Below are 14,747 nucleotides of genomic sequence, written 5' to 3'. Positions count from 1 at the left end.
TGGCATTTCGCTCCAGGAAGGGACCCCACTCCTCGTGTCCGACAGCTTTGTGAAAATTGACACTGTCTCCGCCGCAGTCGCTACGCCGGATGTTGCGCAGCCGTACAAAGAACTCGGACTCAAGGACGACGAGTACGCCCGCATCAAGGAAATCCTCGGTCGCAGGCCGACGGATGCCGAGCTGGCGATGTACTCCGTCATGTGGAGCGAGCACTGCTCCTACAAGTCCTCCAAGGTGCACCTGAAGTACTTCGGCGAGACCACCACCGACGAGATGCGTAAGTCGATGCTCGCGGGTATCGGCGAGAATGCAGGCGTCGTCGACGTCGGTGACGGATGGGCCGTCACGTTCAAGGTGGAAAGCCACAATCACCCGTCGTACGTCGAGCCCTACCAGGGTGCGGCGACGGGCGTCGGCGGCATCGTCCGCGACATCATGGCCATGGGCGCGCGGCCCATCGCCGTCATGGACCAGCTGCGTTTCGGTGCTGCAGATGCGCCCGATACACGTCGCGTCCTCTCGGGCATCGTCTCCGGCGTCGGCGGCTACGGAAACTCGCTCGGCCTTCCCAACGTCGGCGGCGAAACGGTGTTCGACGCCTCCTACGCGGGCAACCCACTGCTCAACGCTCTGTGTGCAGGTGTCATGCGCGTCGAGGACATGCATCTCGCGTTCGCGTCGGGCCTGGGCAACAAGATCATCCTGTTCGGCGCTCGCACGGGTCTCGACGGCATCGGTGGCGTGTCCGTGCTGGCCTCGGAGACGTTCGACGGTGATGAGACGGGAGGCGGCAGGAAGAAGCTTCCTGCCGTTCAGGTCGGCGACCCGTTCACCGAGAAGGTCCTCATCGAGGCGTGTCTCGAGCTGTATGCCGAGAAGCTCGTCGTCGGGATCCAGGACCTCGGCGGCGCCGGATTGTCCTGCGCGACGTCCGAACTCGCGTCGGCAGGCAGTGGTGGCATGCACATCGCGCTCGAGCAGGTCCCGATGCGCGCTACCGGCATGACCCCGGCCGAGGTGCTCTCGAGCGAGTCCCAGGAACGCATGTGCGCCGTGGTGACGCCGGAGAACGTCGACAAGTTCATGGCCGTCTGCAAGAAGTGGGATGTTCTCGCGACGGTGATCGGCGAGGTCACCGACGGTGACAACCTCGAGATCACGTGGCACGGGGAGACCGTCGTCGACGTTCCGCCGAAGACCGTCGCCCACGAGGGCCCGGTGTACTCGCGGCCCGTGCAGCGTCCCGTCGCTCAGGACGCACTCGTCGCGAACACCACGGCGTCGCTGAAGCGCCCCGAGACCGCCGAGGAACTGAAGGCAACGCTGCTGAAGATGATCGGCAGCCCACAGCTCTGCAGCCGCAAGTTCATCACCGAGCAGTACGACCGCTACGTCCGCGGGAATACCGTGCTGGCCGAGAACGCTGACGCCGGTGTGATTCGGATCGACGAGACGACTGGCCGCGGTATCGCGCTGGCCACGGACGCGTCGGGCCGGTACACCGCACTCGACCCTTACCAGGGCGCACAACTCGCGCTCGCCGAGGCGTTCCGCAACGTCGCCGTCACCGGTGCGACCCCGAAGGCCGTCACCAACTGCCTCAACTTCGGATCGCCCGAGGATCCGGGCGTCATGTGGCAGTTCCAGCAGGCCGTTCGCGGTCTCGCCGACGGCTGCGTCACCCTCGGCATTCCCGTCACCGGCGGAAACGTCAGCTTCTACAACCAGACGGGCTCCGAAGCGATCCTCCCGACGCCGGTCGTCGGAGTCCTCGGTGTCATCGACGACGTGCACCGCCGCGTCCCCACCGGACTCGGCCTCGAGCCCGGCGAGACACTGATCCTCCTCGGCGACACCCACGACGAGTTCGACGGATCCATCTGGGCACAGGTCGAGCACGATCATCTCGGTGGCGTGCCGCCGAAGGTCGATCTGGCCCGCGAGCAGCTGCTCGCCGACATTCTGCTCGCCGGATCTCGTGACGGTCTGATCTCCGCCGCGCACGATCTCTCCGAGGGCGGCCTGGCTCAGGCTGTCGTCGAGGCAGCGTTGGCAGGCGAAACCGGTTGCCGCATCCTGCTTCCCGAAGGCGCCGACCCGTTCGTCACCTTGTTCTCCGAGTCCTCCGGCCGCGTGCTCGTCGCTGTGCCGCGCACCGAGGAGACTCGCTTCACCGGCATGTGCACCGCCCGTAACCTCCCGTGGACGCGCATCGGCGTCGTCGACGAGGGTTCGGACGAGATCGAAGTTCAGGGCCAGTTCGCCGTCGAGATGACCGAACTCCGTGACACTTTCGAGAGCACCCTTCCCAGACTTTTCGGGTAGGGCAGTGAGCGGGGGAGAGGCATCGGAAGGGGCCGTCGACACGGTCGAGCGTGAACACACGCATCACCGTCTGCCGATCGAGTTCGCGGTGCCTTCTCCTGAGCGGCATCCCCTCGTCATGTGGGCGTGGGGGCTGCTGAAACTCGATTTCACGGGCATCGTCTTCAGCGCGCTGTTCTTCTGCTGGTCGCTGACACCGTCGCTGCTGCCGCGTGACTGGTTGTTCCAGGGACTGATCGGCGGAATCAACGCGGCCATCGGTTACGGCTTCGGCGTGGCCGTCGGCTGGGCGGCTCGGAGGTGGTACCTCGACCGGAAGACGTGGTGGCCCCTGCCGCGTCGGGTCGAGCTCTACGTCAAGTTCGCCATCCCGCCGCTCGCGATCCTCGCATCGCTGTACATGCTGTACCTGTCCGCCGGATGGCAGCGCGAACTTGCCGCGTTGATGGACGCCGAGGGAACGACCACCACCGGCTACTTCCGCACCGGTGCGTTGAGCATCGGCGTCGCCGCGCTGTTCATCTCGGGCATGCGTGTGCTGCGTGACCTGGTTCGCTTCGTCGCGCGCCAGCTCAACAAGGTCGTCAAGATGCCCCGTGAGGTCGCGAACGTCATCGGGGTCGTCCTCATCGTCGTTCTGGTCATCGCGCTCGTCCAAGGTGTTCTGCTGCGGGCAGTCTCCGACGTCACCAATTCGATCTTCAGCCTGCAGAACAACGAAACTCGCGAAGGCGCAGAACAACCCACCGAACCCGAGCGATCCGGCAGCCCACAATCTCTCGCGCCCTGGGACACCCTCGGATTCGAAGGACGCAACTTCGTCTCCAGCGGACTGAGCGCACAGGAGATCTCCGACGGCCTCGGACAGCCTGCGCTGGAACCGATCCGCGCCTACGCCGGGTTGGAGACCGCCGAGACACAGGACGAGCGGCTCGACATCGTCGTACAGGAACTCGAACGCACCGGAGCCTTCGAGCGTCAGGCCCTGGTCGTCGTCCCGACCACGGGAACCGGATGGGTCAACCCCACCGCGATCGAAGCCGAGGAACTGATGTTCGGCGGCGACGTCGCCACCGTCGCCGCGCAGTACTCCTACCTACCCAGTTGGATCTCGTTCCTCGCCGAACGCGACAAAGCGGCCGAGGCGGGTAAGGCGTTGATCGACAAGGTCCACGAGCGCTGGCTACAGGAACCGGAGGCCACCAGGCCCAAGCTGTACGTCTACGGCGAAAGCCTCGGAACGCAGTCCGGTGAAGGTGCATTCGACGGTCTCGCCGAGATCCGGGACAGCGTCGACGGCGTCCTGTGGGTCGGGCCGCCGAACGCGAACCGGCTGTGGTCCCAGTTCAAGAACCGCCGCGACCCGGGTAGCCCCGAAGTACGGCCCGTCTACGCCGATGGTCTCGTCGTCCGTTTCGCCGACAACTCGTCCGGGATCCCGCCCGAGGGTCAGCCGTGGCTCAGTCCCCGCATCCTCTACGTGCAGCACGCGTCCGACCCGGTCGTCTGGTGGTCGCCCGACCTGCTGTTCGAGCGCCCCGACTGGCTGTCGGAAGCTCCTGGCCCCGACCGTCTGCCCGACATGCGCTGGTTCCCGATCGTCACCTTCTGGCAAGTCGCAGCCGATCTGACCAACGCCGCGGGCGTGCCCGACGGTCACGGTCACAACTACGGGACCCTCGTTCTCGACGGCTGGGTCGCCGTTGCGGCGCCCGCAGGATGGACTGCGGAGGACACCGAGAAAGTGCGCGCCGTGATGGACGAATACGCAGGTCGCGACGGCCCCGAGAAGTGAAAGGTCTCGCTCTGGGCGCGGTCACGACGGCATGGAGTACGGCCGTCGTACCTGCGCTGAACTTGCCTGACCGACCGCGCACGGTGGTGAACGCAGCGTTCGGGATTTCGCTGGCCGCAGTGACACGGGCTCCGCTCGGGTTGAGCAAATGGCGAAGCGGTCTGAAGTGGGGGCTCGGTGCGGCGGCGGTACCCGCCCTGGGTTCGGTCGTGATCGCATCCGTACCCGCGCTGGCCACCCGAGTTCGACCGTCGGACGACAACCTCGCCGAGTGGGTGTTGTTTCGGATCCCGATCGGAACCGTCGTCACCGAAGAGCTGGTGTTCAGAGCCGTGTTCGACGACGTGTCCCCGTCGCTGTCGCCGGTGTTCTTCGGCCTCTGGCACATCCATCCCGCCCGTGCTGCCGGCGATTCCATTCCCGGAACGGTGGCGGGCACCTATCTGGCAGGTCTGTTGTTCTCGTGGCTCCGACGCCGCGGCGGTGTTCTCGCGCCGATGATTCTTCACTACGGGGTGAACGCCTCCGGAGCGGTCCTGGCTGCATACAATTCGACCGCGCAGGGCCGGATGTGACCTGCCGGGCGGACTTCTGTGCACTGGGGACCGCGTCCTGAGCCGGGAGTGGAGCCTGCAGGAACGACCCGAATAAGCTGATCGGCATGGCTCCGAGTAAGACGGTCACCCCCGAGCAGGTTCGAACCGCCGTTCTGGCCGTCGCAGACTGGGTGCACGACGCCTCGGCGCCGAAGCCTCCGCGCTCGGCACTGGCCGACGCGGTGCGCACGACTGCCCGCACGCTCGCCCAGGTCGCACCGGGATCCAGCGTCGAGGTTCGGGTTCCGCCGTTCGTCGCGGTGCAGTGCATCGTCGGCCCGCGGCACACCAGGGGCACACCTCCCAATGTGGTCGAGACCGATCCGCGCACGTGGCTGGAGGTCGCGACCGGAGTCCGAGCGTTCGACGACGCCCTGAACGACGGTTCGATCACGGCGTCGGGCAGCAGGGCGAGCGAAGTCGGACATTGGTTACCGATCCTGCGTGCCTGACGTAGGCCAAGTGGACAGCCGGTTACCGCAAAACAGACAACCGGGGAATGTCACTCGCCCACGATGCGTTGCCATGGCCTGTGTGCCCGTAGACTGGTACATGCCCCCCGCCCCGTCCCCCAAGGGAGCAGTGTTGTGACCTCTGCCGATATCTCGGTCGACAGTCCAAATCTTCTGGTAGGCAAGCCTGTAGACGAACCCGAGAACGAACCTCGGGAAGAATGCGGCGTATTCGGAGTGTGGGCCCCGGGGGAGGATGTAGCCAAGCTCTCCTATTACGGCCTGTACGCACTGCAGCACAGAGGCCAGGAAGCTGCCGGCATCGCCGTCTCCGACGGTTCCCAGGTCCTGGTGTTCAAAGATCTCGGCCTGGTCAGCCAGGTGTTCGACGAGCAGACCCTCGGCGCCATGCCGGGGCACGTCGCCATCGGACACTGCCGCTACTCCACCAGCGGCTCGGTGACGTGGGAAAATGCGCAGCCGATCTTCCGGACCACGACGGCCGGTACGGGTATCGCCCTCGGCCACAACGGCAACCTCGTCAACTTCGCCGAACTGGCGACGCGAGCCCGCGAAGAGGGCCTGATCAGCGACCGGTTGCAGGGCAACGGCACGTCGGATTCCGATGTCGTCACCGCACTGCTGGCGCACAAGGCCGCAGACCGCACCATCGAGCAAGCTGCGATGGAACTGCTCCCCACTCTGAAGGGCGCATTCTGCCTCACCTTCATGGACGAGCACACGCTGTACGCCGCGCGTGATCCCCACGGAATCCGTCCGCTGTCCCTCGGACGCCTGGACCGAGGATGGGTCGTCGCCAGCGAGACCGCAGCGCTCGACATCGTCGGAGCCGCATTCGTGCGTGACATCGAGCCGGGCGAACTCCTGGCCATCGACGCCGACGGTGTTCGCTCCTCGCGGTTCGCGGCGCCGGAACCCAAGGGCTGCGTGTTCGAGTACGTCTACCTCGCGCGCCCGGACTCCGTCATCGGTGGCCGTTCGGTGCACTCCACTCGCGTCGAGATCGGTCGTCGGCTCGCCGAGGAGCACCCCGCCGAGGGTGACCTGGTGATTCCGGTTCCCGAGTCGGGAACGCCCGCTGCCGTCGGATTCGCGCAGGGCTCCGGAATTCCGTACGGCCAGGGACTGATGAAGAACGCCTACGTGGGACGTACGTTCATCCAGCCGTCGCAGACCATCCGGCAACTCGGAATCCGCCTCAAGCTCAACCCCCTCAAAGAGGTCATTCGGGGCAAAAGGCTCGTGGTCGTGGACGATTCGATCGTGCGCGGCAATACTCAGCGCGCCCTGATCAGGATGCTGCGGGAAGCCGGTGCGCTCGAGATCCACGTACGGATCGCGTCGCCGCCCGTCCGCTGGCCATGCTTCTACGGTATCGACTTCGCGTCTCCCGCCGAGTTGATCGCCAACGGCGTCGACTCGGAGGACGGAATCCTCGAAGGGGTGCGTCAAGCCATCGGTGCCGACTCCCTCGGTTACATCTCCACCGAAGGCATGATCGCGGCGTCGGAGCAGCCCGAATCTCGGCTGTGCACCGCATGTTTCACGGGCAAGTACCCCATCGAGCTTCCCGCCGACAACGCACTGGGCAAGCACGTCCTCGAAGGCATGCTCGCCACCGCCGCCGGACAGGCGTCGGAATCCACCAACGCCAACGTGAGTGCTCTCAGCAGGCCCTGATCCGCTGACGTGCGGCGGAGCCGCTACAGACTGATGGTGTGATCGGCCAGCCAGGAGTTGATGCCGACTACCCGCTCCGCGGCATGCCGGGCGTGCGGATCGTTCTGAGCGCCCAGGATCTTCTCGACGCCGGTTCGGTCCAGCAGGGCCGCGATCGGTGCGTTGGAATCGTCCAGAACGGCGCCGAGCTCCTGCAGGATCGTCTTCGAGTACTGCGGATCCTGGGTGCTCGGGTACGGGCTCTTCACACGCTGCACGACCGACTGCGGCAGTAGATCCGCCGTCGCGGCACGCAGAAGGCTCTTCTCGCGGCCGTCGAAGGTCTTGAACGCCCAGGGTGTACCGAACACGTACTGCACCAGGCGGTGATCGCAGAACGGCACCCGAACCTCCAGCCCCACGGCCATGCTCATCCTGTCCTTGCGCTCGAGCAGCAACGGAAGGAAGCGAGTCAGGTAGAGGTAGGAGATCTCGCGCATCCGGGCTTCCAGGCCCTCGTCACCGGGTCGTCTCGGAACTTCCGCCAGCGCCCGCCGATACTCATTCTCGTAGTACCCCTCCATGTCGAGCTGACGTTGCAGATCGAGCGAGAACGGCGACGTCGTGTCCCTGCCCTGCGCCATCGACCCGGCCAGCCATGGGAACGTATCGGCGGCAACCACGTTCGGGTCGTGGAAATCGGCGTACCCGCCGAACACCTCGTCCGCGGACTCGCCGGACAGCGCCACCGTCGATTGCTCGCGTACGGCCTTGAACAGCAGATACAGCGAGGTGTCCATGTCGCCGAGTCCCGGGTAGTCCCGTGCGGCCAGCACGGCTGCCCGGTGAACCGGATCGAGCAGGTCGTCGTTGCTCAGCACGATGTCTCGGTGGTCCGACGCCACGTGCTGGGCCACGTCCTGCACGAACTTCGTGTCGGGCGCGTCGCGGAGACCGTCGGCGACGAAGTTGTCCGCGTACCCCACGAAGTCGACCGCGAACGACCGCACAGGTCCTGTGCCCTCGGCGGCGAGCCGGCCGGCCGCGAGTGCGGTCAACGCCGACGAGTCGAGCCCTCCCGACAGGAGTGTGCACAGAGGAACGTCGGCGATGAGCTGGCGAGATGCAGTGTCGTCCAGCAGCTCTCGAACCGTGCGGATCGTGGTGTCGAGGTCATGGGTGTGCTCGTGATCGTCGAGGCCCCAGTATTTCACTTCGTGTGCACCGTGCGCGGTCACTCGAACGACGTGACCGGGCGGAACTTCCTTCATACCGTCGAACACCGCGTTCGACGGATCGGCGACGAAACCGAGGAGTCGACGCAGACCGTCGATACCGACGTTCTTGGAGGCCAGTGAATTGGCAAGTATCGCTTTCGGTTCGGAGCCGAACAGGACTCCGTCCTCGGTTTCGAGGTAGTAGAGGGGCTTGACGCCCAGGCGGTCGCGGACGAGGAGGAGTTCCTCGGTTGCTGTGTCCCACAGTGCGTACGCGAACATGCCGTTGAGTTGTGGGACCGCGTTCTCGCCCCACTTCTCGTGGGCGCGAAGAACCACCTCGGTGTCACTGCTGGTTCGGAAGTCGCCGCCGATCACTCCGCGGAGCTCGCGGAAGTTGTAGGTCTCGCCGCTGTAGACGATGACGGCTTCGGTGCCGTCGAGCCTGCGGTGGATCATCGGCTGATGGCCACCGGGTAGGTCGATGATGGCGAGGCGACGATGCCCGAGGGCTGCGTGCTCGGACGTCCACAGTCCCTCGTCATCGGGTCCTCGTCGGGTCATGGTGTCGGTCATGGCGCGCAGCGTTCGATTTTCGCCACGTAGATCCCGCCCGTAGGACACCCATCCCGTGATTCCGCACATATGTTGCCTCCTGGTCCGAAGTCCCCCGACCGGCACATCGACGCAACAAAAACGTTACGCGAACTAAATAGTCTCGGCTACATCCACGGCATCCTGCATCGACGGATCGGACTCCGGTACCGTTAGAGCGCAATTGCGCGCATTTGGTGTGCAACGATCACGAGTACAAGGCTGGAGCCGCATGACCGAGGAAACCCGACCACAGAGCGCAACCTCCTCGGGTGGTGCTTCCTACGCTGCGGCCGGCGTCGACATCGCCGCGGGTGACCGGGCCGTCGAGCTGTTCGCGCCGCTGGCGAAGAAGGCATCGCGTCCCGAGGTCATGGGTGGCCTGGGCGGATTCGCCGGCCTCTTCGCGCTCAAGGGTGACTACCGCGAACCGATTCTCGCTGCGTCCACCGACGGCGTCGGCACCAAGATCGCCGTCGCGCAGGCGCTCGGCAAGCACGACACCCTCGGGCTCGACCTCGTCGCGATGGTCGTCGACGACCTCGTCGTGTGCGGAGCCGAACCGCTGTTCCTGCAGGACTACATCGCCGTGGGGCGCGTCGTCCCCGAGATGGTCGCAGAACTCGTCAAGGGCATCGCAGAGGGCTGCGTCATCGCCGGCTGTGCGCTCCTCGGCGGCGAGACGGCCGAGCACCCCGGGCTCATGGCCGACGGGGATTACGACCTCTCCGCCACCGGCGTGGGCGTCGTCGAGGCCGATGCAGTCCTCGGACCGGACCGTGTGCGTCCCGGTGACGTCGTGATCGCGATGGGCTCGTCGGGACTGCACTCCAACGGATACTCCCTGGCGCGCAAGGTTCTGCTCGAGATCAACCACATGGACCTCGGCGGGCACGTCGAGGAGTTCGGCCGCACCCTGGGCGAAGAATTGCTCGAGCCGACGAAGATCTACGCCAAGGACTGCCTTGCACTCGCCGCGGAAACCGACGTGCGCACGTTCTGCCACGTCACCGGCGGCGGGCTTGCCAACAATCTCGGACGTGTGATGCCTGCAGGCCTCGTCGCAGAACTCGACCGTACGACGTGGAGCCCAGCGCCGGTGTTCTCGCTGATCGCCCAGCGTGGCCGCGTCGAGCGCGCCGAGATGGAGCAGACGTTCAACATGGGCGTCGGCATGGTCGCCATCGTCGCACCCGAGGACGTCGACCGTGCACTGGCCGTGTTGACGGCGCGTCACATCGACTGCTGGACTCTGGGAACGGTCAAGAAGTCGAGCGACAAGTCCGCGACCGAGCGAGCGCTTCTGCTGGGTAACCACCCACGCTTCTGAGCGATCAGCACGAACGACAATGAGGGGGAGCCGCCGTGCGGCTCCCCCTCACTTCGTTGTCAACTCGCTGTCAGCGTCGCCAGTCCTCGTATTCGTCTTCTTCGGCGCGGGAATAGCCGTCCGCGTCCGAAGAGGAAATGCCGCCCGAGGTGATACCGCCACGGTGGGAGTTGGACGAATGACCGGAGAGCTCTCTTTGCAGACTCTCCAAGTCCGTTGTCGGCGAGCTGTACTTCAGCTCACGAGCGACCTTTGTCTGCTTTGCCTTAGCCCTGCCTCGGCCCATGGCGTTGCCCCCTCGCGGACTTGCGGGGCGGCCTGGGGAAATTTGGGCGCCCCGTTAGATTTGGTATTTCTTCCTGGCACACACTCTAGCGCGCGAATCGCTCGGATGCTCATACGGAGTACGTGTCCGGCCTGTTTGCTTCATCTCAGCGGCGCAGGCAGTGCCCACAACCTGCGAAAATGTGCTGAGTCTCGGTAAGAATCACGATTGGGTATGTTTTCGGAGCGCGAGCTTGGCGTCCCGTTCCACCTTGACCGGCAGATCGCCGCGACCGAGAAGCTCCGTCAGACCCTCGGGGTTTCGGCCGAGAAACAGGTCTCGAACGGTCACTCCGTGCGACGGCACATCCTCCACCGAGATGCCGACACCGCCTTCGAGAGCGCCCGGCGTGATCACCCGCAGATAGGCCCCGACGTCGCCACGCTCGGTGAACCGTTTGACCCAGTTGGGCTCGCCCACCCACCGAGCGAACGTCGAGCACGGCTTGCGCGCGATGGTCACCTCGAGAACCACCTCACCGAGACGCCACCGCGAACCGACGACGGCGTCCGTGACCGCGATCCCGGACGTCCGCAGGTTCTCGCCGAACCAGCCGGGCGGAATCTCCCGGCCCAGGTCTGCAGCCCACCGATCGGCCTCCGCCGAGTCGTAGGCGTAGACGGCCTGATCGCCGCCGCCGTGGAACTTGGTGTCCAGGCTGTAGTCACCGGTCACCCCATCGGCGTGCACGAGCACCGGGTGATCGACCGGCCGCTTGTCGATGGCGCTGTCCACGACGCCTCGACGGCCCACCGGAACGTCCGCGTGCACGACGCACACCGCGTCGACCTGCCCAGCGATCATCGCCCGCGAAGTCGGTCGACGGCGGCGCGGCCGGCCTGGACGTCGTCGTAGTCGGGAATCGAATCCGGGTCGATGGAGGCCGCACACGGACCGGCGGTGAGCTCGGTCCCCGCAGGAACGGTGCGCTTGACCAACGCGAGCGCAACCGGACCGAGTTCGAAGTGATCGACGACGGTGCCGAGGCGACCGATCGTGCGACCACCCGCGGTCACCGCATCCCCGGTGGCAGGCCGGCCGTCCGCGGAACCGTCGAGATGAAGCAGGACGAGGTGGCGAGGCGGCCGCCCCAGGTTGTGCACCCGAGCCACCGTCTCCTGTCCTCGGTAGCAGCCCTTCTCGAGGTGAACTGCCCCGAGTTCGGTCACACCGCCGATCCACCGCACCTCGTGCGGGATGGTCTTCTCGTCGGTGTCCACGCCGACTCGAGGCCGGATCGACTCCACGCGCAGGGCCTCGTACGTCCACGTTCCGGCGGGAGAGGCGCCGGCGTCGCGCAGCCTGGAGAACCACTCGGCCAACGCGGCCCGGGGAACCAGCAGGTCGAAGGCGTTGCGGCCCGGCCACGGCATGCGGCGTACGAAACCGCCACCGGTGAGCGGGGCGGCGTCATAGACCTCCGCGGGCACCGGCGCGCCGACGGCGGGCAGAACAGCCTCGGCTTCGGCGCCCAGCAGGCTCAGCACGGCGAGTTCGCTGCCTTCACGGGGTTCCGCCTTGGACCAGAACACCATCTTCTTCAGGAACGACAACAGGTCCGGGCCGTGCGCGGCTTCGGTGTCGATCCACGTGACACCGTCCAGATCGGTCTGCACGAAATGGTGCTCGACGCGCCCGTTGACGTCGAGCGAGAGGTTCTCCGCGGAGTGCCCGTCGGGCAGATTCGACACGAGCTGGCTGGAGATGGTGTTGAGCCAGGTCAGCCGCTCTTCACCGCTGATCGCGATCACGAAGCGATGGGATCGGTCGATCACCGCAGCGTTCGACACCGCGTCCCGTTGTTCGCCGAACGGGTTTCCGTAATGCCACGCGACGGCACTGTCCGGCGTGTTCTCCGGGGACGGCACGGCGTCGGGGAAAGTCAGAAGTGGGCTCGGTGCGATCACAGCAGTATCCGACACGTCCTCCATAGTAGGTCGACACGGTGACAGCGGGTCGTCGCGGGACGTGAAAACGGACATCAGGGCCCACGTAGGCTGCGTTCATGTCGGATCGCGTAGTAGTCACCTTGGACGGGCAGGTTCACGACGCGGACGCTCCGCTGCTGCATGCGGACGATCTCGCGGCCGTACGCGGAGACGGGGTGTTCGAGACGCTCCTGGTACGCGGCGGAGCGCCGTGCGGTGTCGAACTTCACCTGGCCCGCTTGACGGCGTCGGCCGCTGCCCTCGACCTGCCGACACCGGACCTGGATTCGTGGCGTCTCGTCGTCGGCCTCGCAGTGGACGAATGGACCCGGACGTCCGACGCGGAGGGTGCGTTGCGGCTCGTGCTCAGCCGCGGTCGCGAGAGCGGAGGGGAACCGACGGGCTATGCGACGGTAGGGCCGCTGAACGAACGGGTGACGAAAGCGCGGGACGACGGTGTCTCGGTGGTCACGTTGAACCGCGGTTACTCGGTCGATTACGCGGCGTCTGCGCCGTGGGGATTGCTCGGCGCCAAGACGCTGTCCTACGCGACCAACATGGCAGCACTACGGCACGCGGCGCGTCTCGGAGCCGACGACGTCATCTTCACCAGCAGCGAAGGGCGAGTGCTGGAGGGTCCGCGGTCCACCGTGGTGCTCGCACGCGGTAAGACTCTCGTCACACCCCCGGTGGAGCAGGGCATTCTCGCGGGAACCACGGTCGACGCACTGTTCCAGGTCGCGTCGAGCAAGGGGTACACCTGCGAGCGTGCGAACGTGTATCCTGCCGATCTCGTTGCAGCAGATGGTGTTTGGTTGATCTCGAGCATCACCCTCGCCGCCCGCGTGACGACGCTCAACGGCGTCGAACTTCCGGTCCCGGCCATCGCCGAGGACGTGCGTTCCATGGTCGATCTGGCGGTCGAATCGATCGGAGACTCCGCCGCCGACGCTTGAGCTACTACTACGCGTAGTAGTACTCTCGAACTCGCTGGGGCACGCCCGTAAGCAGCGGTATCTTCCCCGCGGGCCGAGAGTTCGGAGTAGCCATGGACGCCTTGGACGTCTCGAGGTGGCAGTTCGGAATCACCACCGTCTACCACTTCATCCTGGTGCCGCTCACGATCGGTCTTGCACCGATCATCGCGGCGATGCAGACCATGTGGGTCATCACCGGGAAGGACTCCTGGTACCGCCTCACCAAGTTCTTCGGCAAGCTCTTCCTCATCAACTTCGCCCTCGGCGTCGCCACCGGAATCGTTCAGGAGTTCCAATTCGGAATGAACTGGAGCGAGTACTCGCGGTTCGTCGGCGACGTCTTCGGAGCACCCCTCGCGCTCGAAGGGCTCGTCGCATTCTTCCTCGAATCGACGTTCCTCGGCCTGTGGATCTTCGGCTGGAACCGACTGCCGAAACTCGTTCACCTGGCCACCATCTGGCTCGTCGCGACCGGCGTGAACGCATCGGCCTACTTCATCATCGCCGCCAACTCCTGGATGCAGCATCCCGTCGGCGCACGCTTCAACCCCGAGACCGGTCGTGCCGAATTGACGAGCATCTGGGAGTTGATGACCAACAGCACCGCACTCGCGGCATTCCCACACGCTGTCGCAGGCGCGTTCCTGACGGCTGCGACCTTCGTGGCAGGCATCTCGGGCTGGTGGATGGTGCGTGAGGCACGCGGCACATCGACGGGCGAGGGGCGAAGCGACAACTCGCGCAGCATGTTCCGTCCTGCGGCTCGGCTGTCCTTCGTCGTCATGATCGTCGCGGGCGGCGCACTCGCGATCACCGGAGACATCCAGGGCAAGCTGATGTTCGAGCAGCAGCCCATGAAGATGGCGTCGGCAGAATCGTTGTGCGATACGGAGACCGGTGCATCGTTCTCGCTTCTCACCGTCGGAACCCACAACAACTGCGAGTCGGTGGAACACCTGATCTCCATCCCCGGACTGACGTCCTTCCTCGCCGAGAACGACTTCGGCGCAACGGTCCAAGGGGTCAACCAACTGCAGGAACAGTACGAGCAGCAGTTCGGACCGGGTAACTACAAGCCCAACCTGTTCGTCACCTACTGGGCATTCCGAATGATGATCGGCCTCGCCGCCGGATCGGCACTGCTTGCCCTCGCCGGCCTGTGGGTCACTCGCGGCGGAAGGGTGCCGGACCAGAAATGGTTCTCGTGGCTCAGCCTCGCCGCGATTCCGACGCCGTTCCTCGCCAACAGTGCCGGTTGGATCTTCACCGAGATGGGGCGCCAACCGTGGGTGGTGGCACCGAATTTGAACGGAATCGACCAGATTCGGTTGACCGTGGACCAAGGCGTGTCCGACCACCCGGTGGGTCTGGTCGTCGCCTCGCTCGTGACCTTCACACTGCTCTACGCCGCCCTCGGATGTGTCTGGTTCTTCCTGATCAGGCGCTACGTGATCGAAGGACCGCTCGAACACGACGAGCACCCCCACGAGGACGTCGATTCCGAACAACTCTCGTTCGCGTACTAGA

General features: G+C 65.5%; 12 protein-coding genes. 8 read left to right on the top strand and 4 right to left on the bottom strand.

Features of this window, described 5'->3' with window-relative positions; all coding sequences use genetic code 11:
* Nucleotides 1–49: 49 nt before the first annotated feature.
* From purL to purF, 5 genes are all read left to right on the top strand, one after another.
* Complete coding sequence (gene purL, locus CH290_RS22450; protein ID WP_019667373.1) at nt 50–2,326, top strand: phosphoribosylformylglycinamidine synthase subunit PurL; 2,277 nt, start codon at nt 50–52, stop codon at nt 2,324–2,326.
* A 4-nt stretch (nt 2,327–2,330) separates the two neighbouring features.
* Nucleotides 2,331–4,121 carry an alpha/beta hydrolase gene (locus tag CH290_RS22445; protein ID WP_020111555.1) on the top strand — a complete coding sequence of 597 codons (1,791 nt, stop codon included), beginning with the start codon at nt 2,331–2,333 and terminating at the stop codon, nt 4,119–4,121.
* Complete coding sequence (locus tag CH290_RS22440) at nt 4,118–4,696, top strand: CPBP family intramembrane glutamic endopeptidase (RefSeq protein ID WP_033190667.1); 579 nt, start codon at nt 4,118–4,120, stop codon at nt 4,694–4,696. Before CH290_RS22445 ends, CH290_RS22440 begins: the two co-directional genes overlap by 4 nt.
* 86 nt (nt 4,697–4,782) lie before the next feature.
* Entirely contained in the window at nt 4,783–5,169 is a 387-nt protein-coding gene (locus tag CH290_RS22435; protein WP_033190668.1) for a sterol carrier family protein, read from the top strand.
* Between the two features lie 135 nt (nt 5,170–5,304).
* Complete coding sequence (purF, locus tag CH290_RS22430; RefSeq protein WP_026348179.1) at nt 5,305–6,870, top strand: amidophosphoribosyltransferase; 1,566 nt, start codon at nt 5,305–5,307, stop codon at nt 6,868–6,870.
* 23 nt (nt 6,871–6,893) lie between these two features.
* Here the strand turns inward: purF and asnB are convergent, their stop codons facing one another.
* Nucleotides 6,894–8,711: an asparagine synthase (glutamine-hydrolyzing) gene (gene asnB, locus CH290_RS22425; protein ID WP_080748807.1), complete on the bottom strand. Its 1,818-nt coding sequence runs from the start codon at nt 8,709–8,711 to the stop codon at nt 6,894–6,896.
* Nucleotides 8,712–8,892: 181 nt separating this feature from the next.
* On the opposite strand from asnB, the gene purM reads away from it, so the two are divergent.
* Nucleotides 8,893–9,990, top strand: coding sequence for a phosphoribosylformylglycinamidine cyclo-ligase (gene purM / locus CH290_RS22420; protein WP_019667367.1), 1,098 nt, complete (start codon nt 8,893–8,895; stop codon nt 9,988–9,990).
* 70 nt (nt 9,991–10,060) lie between these two features.
* On the opposite strand, the gene CH290_RS22415 is transcribed toward purM, so the two are convergent.
* The 3 genes from CH290_RS22415 to ygfZ all read right to left on the bottom strand — a co-directional run bounded on the left by CH290_RS22415 (nt 10,061) and on the right by ygfZ (nt 12,246).
* Complete coding sequence (locus CH290_RS22415) at nt 10,061–10,276, bottom strand: DUF3073 domain-containing protein (RefSeq protein ID WP_080732843.1); 216 nt, start codon at nt 10,274–10,276, stop codon at nt 10,061–10,063.
* Nucleotides 10,277–10,477: 201 nt separating this feature from the next.
* On the bottom strand, nt 10,478–11,119 hold the full coding sequence (locus CH290_RS22410) for an MOSC domain-containing protein (protein WP_020111552.1): 642 nt from the start codon (nt 11,117–11,119) through the stop codon (nt 10,478–10,480).
* Nucleotides 11,116–12,246: a CAF17-like 4Fe-4S cluster assembly/insertion protein YgfZ gene (gene ygfZ / locus CH290_RS22405; protein WP_019667365.1), complete on the bottom strand. Its 1,131-nt coding sequence runs from the start codon at nt 12,244–12,246 to the stop codon at nt 11,116–11,118. Before ygfZ ends, CH290_RS22410 begins: the two co-directional genes overlap by 4 nt.
* A gap of 74 nt (nt 12,247–12,320) precedes the next feature.
* Here ygfZ and CH290_RS22400 point away from each other — a divergent pair, with 74 nt between their 5' ends.
* Both CH290_RS22400 and CH290_RS22395 read left to right on the top strand, forming a co-directional pair.
* Nucleotides 12,321–13,199 carry an aminodeoxychorismate lyase gene (locus CH290_RS22400; RefSeq protein WP_019667364.1) on the top strand — a complete coding sequence of 293 codons (879 nt, stop codon included), beginning with the start codon at nt 12,321–12,323 and terminating at the stop codon, nt 13,197–13,199.
* Between the two features lie 92 nt (nt 13,200–13,291).
* A complete protein-coding gene (locus tag CH290_RS22395; protein WP_033190670.1) occupies nt 13,292–14,746 on the top strand; it encodes a cytochrome ubiquinol oxidase subunit I in 1,455 nt (484 codons plus the stop codon).
* Nucleotide 14,747: the final 1 nt, after the last annotated feature.

It is taken from the genome of Rhodococcus sp. 06-156-4, assembly GCF_002259345.1.
Lineage (GTDB): Bacteria > Actinomycetota > Actinomycetes > Mycobacteriales > Mycobacteriaceae > Rhodococcoides > Rhodococcoides fascians_E.
Note: the sequence above shows the minus strand (reverse complement) of the source record. Positions and strands in the feature narration are given on the sequence as shown.